This is a genomic window from Acidiferrobacter sp. (assembly GCF_054609335.1).
The window spans coordinates 1-7723 of sequence record NZ_JBTRWP010000085.1 but is presented as its reverse complement, the minus strand read 5'-3'; the positions used below and the strand labels follow the sequence as shown (position 1 = coordinate 7723).

Annotated in this window: 7 protein-coding genes and 1 pseudogene; 4 read left to right on the top strand and 4 right to left on the bottom strand. The window is 60.9% G+C overall.

Annotated features, from left to right (window positions below):
* Positions 1-138: 138 nt before the first annotated feature.
* Together ACYCTF_RS13865 and ACYCTF_RS13860 are read left to right on the top strand one after the other, a co-directional pair.
* Positions 139-510: pseudogene (locus tag ACYCTF_RS13865) on the top strand (transposase); the annotation flags it as partial.
* A 171-nt stretch (positions 511-681) separates the two neighbouring features.
* Positions 682-1230, top strand: coding sequence for a GNAT family N-acetyltransferase (locus ACYCTF_RS13860; RefSeq protein ID WP_461284327.1), 549 nt, complete (start codon positions 682-684; stop codon positions 1228-1230).
* A 611-nt stretch (positions 1231-1841) separates the two neighbouring features.
* On the opposite strand, the gene ACYCTF_RS13855 is transcribed toward ACYCTF_RS13860, so the two are convergent.
* The 3 genes from ACYCTF_RS13855 to ACYCTF_RS13845 form a co-directional block, all read right to left on the bottom strand.
* Positions 1842-2138, bottom strand: coding sequence for a hypothetical protein (locus ACYCTF_RS13855; RefSeq protein ID WP_461285063.1), 297 nt, complete (start codon positions 2136-2138; stop codon positions 1842-1844).
* Positions 2139-2705: 567 nt separating this feature from the next.
* Positions 2706-3398 (bottom strand): class II aldolase/adducin family protein, encoded by a 693-nt coding sequence (locus ACYCTF_RS13850; RefSeq protein ID WP_461284329.1) that lies wholly within the window; start codon positions 3396-3398, stop codon positions 2706-2708.
* Positions 3386-4192, bottom strand: a complete 807-nt coding sequence (locus ACYCTF_RS13845; protein WP_461284330.1) for a hypothetical protein — start codon at positions 4190-4192, stop codon at positions 3386-3388. The genes ACYCTF_RS13850 and ACYCTF_RS13845 overlap by 13 nt, the downstream gene beginning before the upstream one ends.
* A 197-nt stretch (positions 4193-4389) precedes the next feature.
* Here ACYCTF_RS13845 and ACYCTF_RS13840 point away from each other — a divergent pair, with 197 nt between their 5' ends.
* Together ACYCTF_RS13840 and ACYCTF_RS13835 are read left to right on the top strand one after the other, a co-directional pair.
* Positions 4390-4842, top strand: coding sequence for a DUF302 domain-containing protein (locus ACYCTF_RS13840; protein ID WP_461284331.1), 453 nt, complete (start codon positions 4390-4392; stop codon positions 4840-4842).
* A gap of 124 nt (positions 4843-4966) precedes the next feature.
* Positions 4967-6184, top strand: coding sequence for a metallophosphoesterase (locus ACYCTF_RS13835; protein WP_461284332.1), 1218 nt, complete (start codon positions 4967-4969; stop codon positions 6182-6184).
* Here ACYCTF_RS13835 and ACYCTF_RS13830 read toward each other — a convergent pair.
* The gene (locus tag ACYCTF_RS13830; RefSeq protein WP_461284333.1) at positions 6181-7353 is read right to left on the bottom strand and encodes a hybrid sensor histidine kinase/response regulator; all 1173 of its coding nucleotides are present in this window, start codon (positions 7351-7353) and stop codon (positions 6181-6183) included. The two genes, ACYCTF_RS13835 and ACYCTF_RS13830, sit on opposite strands and share 4 nt — an antisense overlap.
* Between the last annotated feature and the right edge of the window lie 370 nt (positions 7354-7723).

Here is a 7723-nt window from a genome sequence, read left to right as displayed (position 1 = left end):
GTTGTCTTTCCGAAGCACGGAATCAAGCGCCGCAGGATGTGTGTGCGGGCTCTCTGGAGCATGCCCATGAACCGTGTCATTCAGTAAGAAGCTCACCCGCTTGAGCGGGTTGAGAGTGTCACCACAACGCACTGGCCTATCCCGCCCGGGACCGATGACGATGGTTTGCAGGAGCCTTATGATCGGCGGGATCGACTGAAGCCCAACGGGATCTCGCGGGTTGGCTTGCGAAGTGGGCCACGAAGTACCCGAAGCTCACGAATGGGGTCGAGGACTATATCGGCGAGACCCTAGCCTCCCGCCGGCTGCCCCGGGCGTACCGCAAGCATCTCCAATTCACCAACGGGCAGGAGCGGCTGAATGAGGCGATCAAGCGCCGGGCCCGGGTGCTGCGGCATTTTCCCAAACACCGAATCGTCTCTCAGGCTTGTGCGAGATCTTTGCATGGAGAGCCACGAGACGTGCCTTGAGGACAGCCACTATCTCAACAGGGGTCCCTTAGAAGAATAGCGCCGAGAACCGCTCGGCAGGCGGTCTGAATGGCCTCCTCCCACCAAAATGAGGCACATCGAGATGCCATTTAGAGGGGCGGCTACTTCATTAACGGGACGGACACAACCTGTTTGGCGCTTGCGCGTGGCACGCACTAAGATGGGCGCTCATAACGGCCGGAGGGGAGTCATGTCCGCAGTTCCCGAATGGGTTTTTGCCCGAGTCGATGAGGCCGCGGGGATCGCGGCGCTCGTCAATGATGCCTATCGCGCGACTGGTCAGATCAAGGGGTGGACGAGCGAGGGGCATTTATTGGGTGGGCAGCGCATTGACGCCGATATGTTGGCCGATATCCTCGTGCGCGATGGGAGTCGTGTCCTGCTCGCGCGCGTCGAAGGTCAGCTTGGCGCGTGTATCCATCTTGAGCGGGTGTCGTCCACTGTGGCGGCGTTCGGGCTCTTCGCGGTTCGCCCTGCCATTCAGGGGCAAGGAATCGGGCGTTCCCTCGTCACCTATGCCGAGTGCTGGGCAAAGGCCCATTGGGGTGTACAGCAAGCGGAGATCACGGTGATCGATCTTCGGCGCGATCTTGTGGCCTGGTACTTGCGCATGGGCTACCGCTTCACGGGCGAGCGCAAAGCCTTTCCATATGGTGACGCGCGCTTCGGAATCCCAAAGCGTTCCGACCTCGCGTTGGCGGTGATGCGTAAGATCTTGGAATCCTCTGGATGCTCATAGAAGCCTTACGTCACCGTGTTGCGCCTTCCTGGGCGACTCGCGCTGGGCGTACGCCTGAGTGATATGTCTTTCTGCGTCGCGGCGGAATCGGTCGAAACGCGGTAATTGAGTTGTCGCTGCGAGTTAGGGCAAGAACGCGCCCCGCCCACACTTCACGGAGTAATGCCGCAGACCGACTGCGAGGCCCCCGATGGGTCGTTGTTGTCTTTATAAGGTCGACCATGGCAAGAGTAGTGCATCGCGTTAATCGGCCGGATATTTGCGTGAAGCTCTCCGTGATTAGGGCCTGTGGTCCTTGCTATACCAGTATCGACATAACGCATATGCCCAGGGTAACAGCTTGGACTACCTGACTCGCAAGGCCGATGACTACGCGGTTATTACCCGGGAAATTGTGCGCAAGACCCAGGGCTCGTGACGACGGTTGCAAATCGCTTCGTATGGTTGTCGTACGTTTCCGTCACGCGGATCGCACCGATCGGCCAGTTGGATGGGCGGGTGGCCAAGAGAGGGTCCGCTGCCCGGTCCCTATATCAATAGTATCTTCCCACGTCGCGTTTTCGTGCGCACAGCGCGGATGGCGTCTCGAACCTCGGATAGCCGGAAGCGGTCTATGATGGGAGCAGGTCTGGTTTGTTCGTGAGAATTGGCCAGAGCGCTCGCTGCGCGGCGGCCAATTCCCCTGGCGCGACATGATCCAGCCAGCCGTCGATTCCGAACCCCTGCCACGGCATGTTCTTGTACAAAATGCGCGACGCCTTAAGCGTGATATCGCTATCGTCGAGAACGCCGTAGGAAATCAATTGGCCGCGAGGCTCGAGTGCGTCTATAAGCGCAAGCATATTCGCGCCTCCTATGGCATCAAGCGCGGCATGAACACCTCCTTCATTATCTACGACGATCTTCAAAGTCTCCGCTGCGCTGTCCCCATGGGCCACGAGGTGCCCGGGTTTCCTTGTAAAACAGCATAGCCATTACCGTCGCGTACGAGGAGCGCGGTCTGTATATGTTTGTGCCGGGCCAATTCCACTAAAACGCGAGCAACGACTGATCGCGTCGCCGTGACTAGGAGCCGGGAAGACGTGGGCAGGGCGCACTCACTCAGCAACCCCTGGGCCGTGAGCGGATTGAGCGCGAATAGGCGACGCGATCGGGGCCCCAGGTGGTACTGGACATATGCGTGACGTCGGGGCGACCGTATATTCCGCCCACGTGCCGGGTGCGCGGAACACAGCGCGTGTGCCCAGGTCGATTGCGTTGACATTGGGTCCACAGGCGACAATAGTGCCGACTCCTTCGAGTCCGGTGTCGGTATTTCCGTGGCGCGGATGTATGGATCCGATGTATCCCTGAATGGACCAAAATCTGCGGGCGGCCGGCCGTATAGACAGGCATCCGTCTCCGTGGCCGGCGCTTCCGCGATTAGCCATCCGTCTCTCGCGCACCTATTGTGCGAGTATAAATGTGGCTAGGGGCTAGGTCTTGGGGGTCGGTGCGAAGCCGCGGGCGCGCGCCAAGGTCTGGATGAGAGTGTCGCCGGCGTCCTTGGCGCGGGCGGCGAAGCTTATGACCCCGTTTCTGTGGCCGCCCATGACCACAAGGCCTGCCGCGCGACAGTCGGGTAGGGCGAGGAGAGCCTGGACCTCGCGGGCGATTTCGGGGGTCCCATAGGGTGCATCGCGCGCTGTCGATGGGAGTCCGAGAGCGTCGGCGCAGGACCAGATTTCGGGCGAGTGGCCATGGAAGACGTAGCGGGCGTCGGCGAGCGAGGCATAGAAAATCGCGTGCGTCAGGGACTCGGAGGAGGGTGGCGAGGGGCCCTCGGCGTCGATGCGATTGGCGGCGAGATCCCAGCCCGTAACTAGGCTGTAATCCTTGGCGGTGAGCACGGCCTTGTGGCCGGTTTGGGTGGCCGTGATCAGGAAGCGTTCTTGGCCCTTTTGCCCGGCATCGAAGCGTTCGCTGACATTTCCGAAGCCTATGAGGCCGCTGTCCGTAGCCTCCTGCCCTATGAGCCCCAGATCGAAGAGGATTTGGCGCCACCCCTGTAAGGTGGCGACGCGCGCGGCGGCGAGCGGCGCGCGTCGCGTGTAGCGAAGATGGAACTTCGTGACCCCTTCCCGTTCGCCGCCGGCTGTATCGGAGCCGTCTGCTCCTAGAACTCCCATCCCGCGCCCAAGCCCCAATAATTACGATACCCGCCTAGGGCGCCCGACAGGCGCTGCCCGATCTCCGCGTCGACTTCGACGCGTCGCGTTACGAGATATTGTATGCCGCCGTCTGAGTCCCAGCCGCTGCCGGCCCCTGCGGCCGTATGGGTTTGCCCATAGACCTCGCCGTAGAGCTGCCAGCGCGGATCGATGAGCCAAGTGGCCGTGAAATCTGGGTTCACGCTCGTGTAGCGGCGCCCTTGTTGATCGTAAAGGCTCGTCACGCCGAGCATGAGCCCGAGAGCGACGGTATTTGTGAGGTTGTAGCCCACAATTCCGTTGATGGCCGACCCCCAGCCATCGGCGGTCCCGTTCGCGTTGTATGTTCCGGGGGCCGTGAACAGGACCTCGCCGGTATAGATCCAGCGGTGGGAGTAACCCCATTCGTGCTTGACTCCCATAACCGCGGCGCTGTAATCCGTCTCCGCGCCGTGTTCATTTGCGGCGTAGATTGCATTCGGGGGAAGGAGCACGAATTCGTTGCGTTGCGGCAGACCGAATCGGATCTCAGTTTGTGGGAGCGTTTGTCGAGTACCGGCGTTTGTGTTGAGATGGGCGTAGCCCAGCTCCACGATGGCCCGCCCCGGTGCCGCCACGCACGCGCTGTCGCCCACGGTTGGGCGATCGAGCTCGGCAAGCAGGCCTGAGGGCCCCCCGCACGGGTTGGGGACCACAGACGTGATTGAGGCATGCGCCGCGATTACCGCGGGCGTAATCCAGAGGATCGCGGTGAGGGTCGATGTCAGGCGCATGTCGTCTTCTCTCCGGGCGGATTTTGTGTGAGGGTCGAAGCTCAGAATGATAAAGTATGGGCGCATACTTTTCATCTTCGGCCCACGGAGGGCGCGTGCCCGTCGATTTTTAGGTTGGATTTGCAAGGCCCGTTTTGTTCGGCGGTCAACTGAAAGCCATCGCGTATGCCATCCGGGCGAGAATCGGAATACGTTACATGACTGAGGCCGATGCCGAGGGCTTTATCGGAATGCGGGAGGTGCAGCAAGTGTATGATGATCTTGTTCAAGTGTCGTCGCCTTATGGGTGCAAGGAGACGGTCGAACGCCTCATAGCGGCGGTCGCCCAGGTGCCTATGGGGCTTGTGGCCCACATCAACGGCCAGGCGAACGCCGCCAAGAAGGGGCTTGTGGTCGACTGTGACCAGATATTGGAGATTTTCCGGCCGGATTTTGCTGTACGCGTGTGGTCGGCGCGCAAGGCGGCGGGTCTTGATATCCCCTTGCGTCTTCACATCTACGTCGCAGATGGCCGCACGATCACTGCCTATCGCCGTCCCTCGCAGGTCTTCGCCCGGTACGACCACCCGGATCTCGTTGCCCTCGGGGCCGAGCTCGATCGTATTTTTGCCGGCATCGTCGAGAACGCGTTCGCCGCCCAGGTTTCCTGACTGAACTCTTACGTTCACCTGTCGGGGGCCCGCTTGCCGGGGATTCCGACGCGGGTGTCTAAAGGTGCATGGGAGCGCCCGTGCTCGTGCGGCACAATAGCGTCTGGCCTTCGAGGTATCGTCGATGATCTTTCCTTTTTTCATGGCGCTTTACGGCTTGGCTCACGTGTTTATATGGCACGTCCTGGTGGTTGGCTTCGCGCTTTCTCTACCCGCGTCCGCCGTTCTCGGTGGAGTGCTTCTCGGTCTTGGACTTACCCCGTTTTTCGCACGCCGCATGGACCGGCAGCCGTTCAAGCGTGTCGGACGGGTCTTGTCGTGGATCGGCTACACCTGGGCGGGTCTCGTACTGCTGTTCACCATGGCGCGGCTTGCGACCGACCTCATGCTTGGGGGCTGGTTTGTTCTTGTGGGCGCACCCTCCCATGCCGCAGCCCGCGTCTCGTCGTTGATATTGAGTCTGAGCTTGACCGGCCTATTGGCGATCTACGCCTTTTTCGAGAGATCGCGCATTCAGGTAGAGACGATCAACGTCCCGACCACAAAGGACGTCGGCCCCTCCACAGTCCTTTGCATAGCCCAGATATCGGATGTTCATATCGGCACGATGAATGGGCATCGTCGCATCCAGACGCTCCTAAAGAGGCTTCAAGAGCATGAACCGGATGTCGTGGTGTCGACCGGTGACTTGATCGACTCGCACGCGGGACTCGCGGTACCCGTCACCGAGGCCTTGGCGGCCTTCAAGCCGCGCTTTGGTAAGTTCGCCGTGATAGGTAATCACGAGTGTTACGCGGGTCTTGAGTCAGCGCTGCCCTTCATGGAACGTTGCGGCTTCGTCGTGCTGCGCAACACCGCAGTCGTCGTTCCGGGGCTGCGGCTCGTGGGCGTTGATGATCCGGCGGCGAGCAAGCCAGGGGAGGCGGCGCGCTGCGAGGCGCAGATCCTGCGCGGAGTCTCGGATGACACCTTTACGGTTCTGCTGAAGCACCGTCCCGATGTGTTGCCCGGGTCCGAGACCCGCTTCGATCTGCAGCTTTCGGGACACACCCATAAGGGGCAGATCTTCCCCTTCGGTTTTCTTACCCGCCTGTACTATCCGGCGCATGCTGGGCTGTTTCGCTTGGCGCGCGCCTCCTACCTCTACGTGAGTCGTGGCACCGGCGCCTGGGGGCCGCCGTTTCGCTTGCTTGCGCCGCCCGAGATCACGCTCTTTAGGGTGGGGCCAGGTCTCCCCGATCCAGGGGGGCAGACCCTCTCCACTTTGCCTTCCGTCGAGGTGATCGGAGGGCGGGCGTCGTCGGCGTCGACTGTGACTGCGTTTAGCGACAGGCGTTCCTAGGTCGCTTGGCGCGCGGCCTTGGGTTGCTCGAGGACCGTGGTGTCCTGGGCAGGCTGCGGTTTGATCGGCACGCGTATCCAGAATGTCGCGCCCCCATTCGGGTTGTTGTGGGCCCCGATATCGCCTTGGTGGAGCGCTATCAGTTCTTTGCAGATCGCAAGGCCCAAGCCCGTGCTTTGTTCGTTTCCTGTGGGCTTGTTGCTGAGCGATTGATAAGGTTGGAAGAGGCGGGTCTGATCCTGGGGTGACAGTCCAGGCCCTTCGTCTACGACCTCGCACATGATCTGCTCGTTATCGGCTGATGTGGAGACCACAACGTGCGTCTTGGGCGGGCTGAACTTTATGGCGTTCCCGATCAGGTTGTCCAGTACCTGCAGGAGCCGTAGTTCGTCGGCGAGGATGTGTGGGATGCCGGGGGAGAACTTGAGGTCGAGTTCTATGCCTTTGCCGTGCGCGTAGCCTAAGTTGTGGGCAACCGCTTGTCGGACGATGGCGCCGAAGTCGGTGGATTGTTTTTGGAGATGGACGCGGCCGGCGCGAATGGCGCCCATGTCGAGCAGTTCACCTATGATCTGCTGCATGTATTTGCCCGTGTCGATAAGAAGATCGAGGGCCGATTGATCGTCCGCCGACATCGGTTCCCCCGTTGTGGCCGTTAGCCGAATCTGGCTTGCCACATCGAGCATGAGCATGATGGGTTTTTTGAGATCATGGCTTGCAGTCCGGAGGAAGTGGTCGTTCACGTCCTTCAGGGCCTTCAATGTGATCTGTGTGCGCACGCGGGCGCGCACTGTGCTGGCGTCAAAGGGTTTCACGACATAGTCGTTGGCGCCGTCCCGTAAGGCCGTAACGATGTTCACGGTATCGGACGACCCGGAGATGATAATGATCGGCAGATTTAGGGGCGAGCGCTCGGCGCGGATGCTGTTGAGCAGGCCAAGGCCGTCGATGGGCCCTGGCAGACGCAGATCAAGCAGTATGAGGTCGAAATCCGCGTGCGCGAGCTTTTCCATCGCTTCGGCGGCGTCGCACGCAAGCTGAACCGTATAGCCGTCGCGTTTTAAGCCGATCGCAAGCCCGGCGCGCAGGCCGTCATCGTCGTCCACCACCAATATCCTGCGTCGCGGCGCATCGTTGTGTGCGATGCCGCCGTCGGCGACACCGCTCATCGTCTGTGGTCCCGCATAATCGCCCCCGTGCTGTAAAGCATAGTCGAGACCGATCTTCTCGCAAGGTGTGCCGTGTCGTGCTTTGGCTGTCCGACGAACGGCGTGCGCTATGACGGACCCGTTCGCCGGCCGCGCGCGACGAGTCTGGGACCGGATATCTCCAAAAAGCCAATCTAACGAAATGATTTGTTGGGGGCTGGCATTGTTTTAGCCCTGGGGTGCGACGGAACGACGACCGGAGAGGATCGGTGACACTCTCAACCCGCTCAAGCGGGTGAGCTTCTTACTGAATGACACGGTTCATGGGCATGCTCCAGAGAGCCCGCACACACATCCTGCGGCGCTTGATTCCGTGCTTCGGAAAGACAAC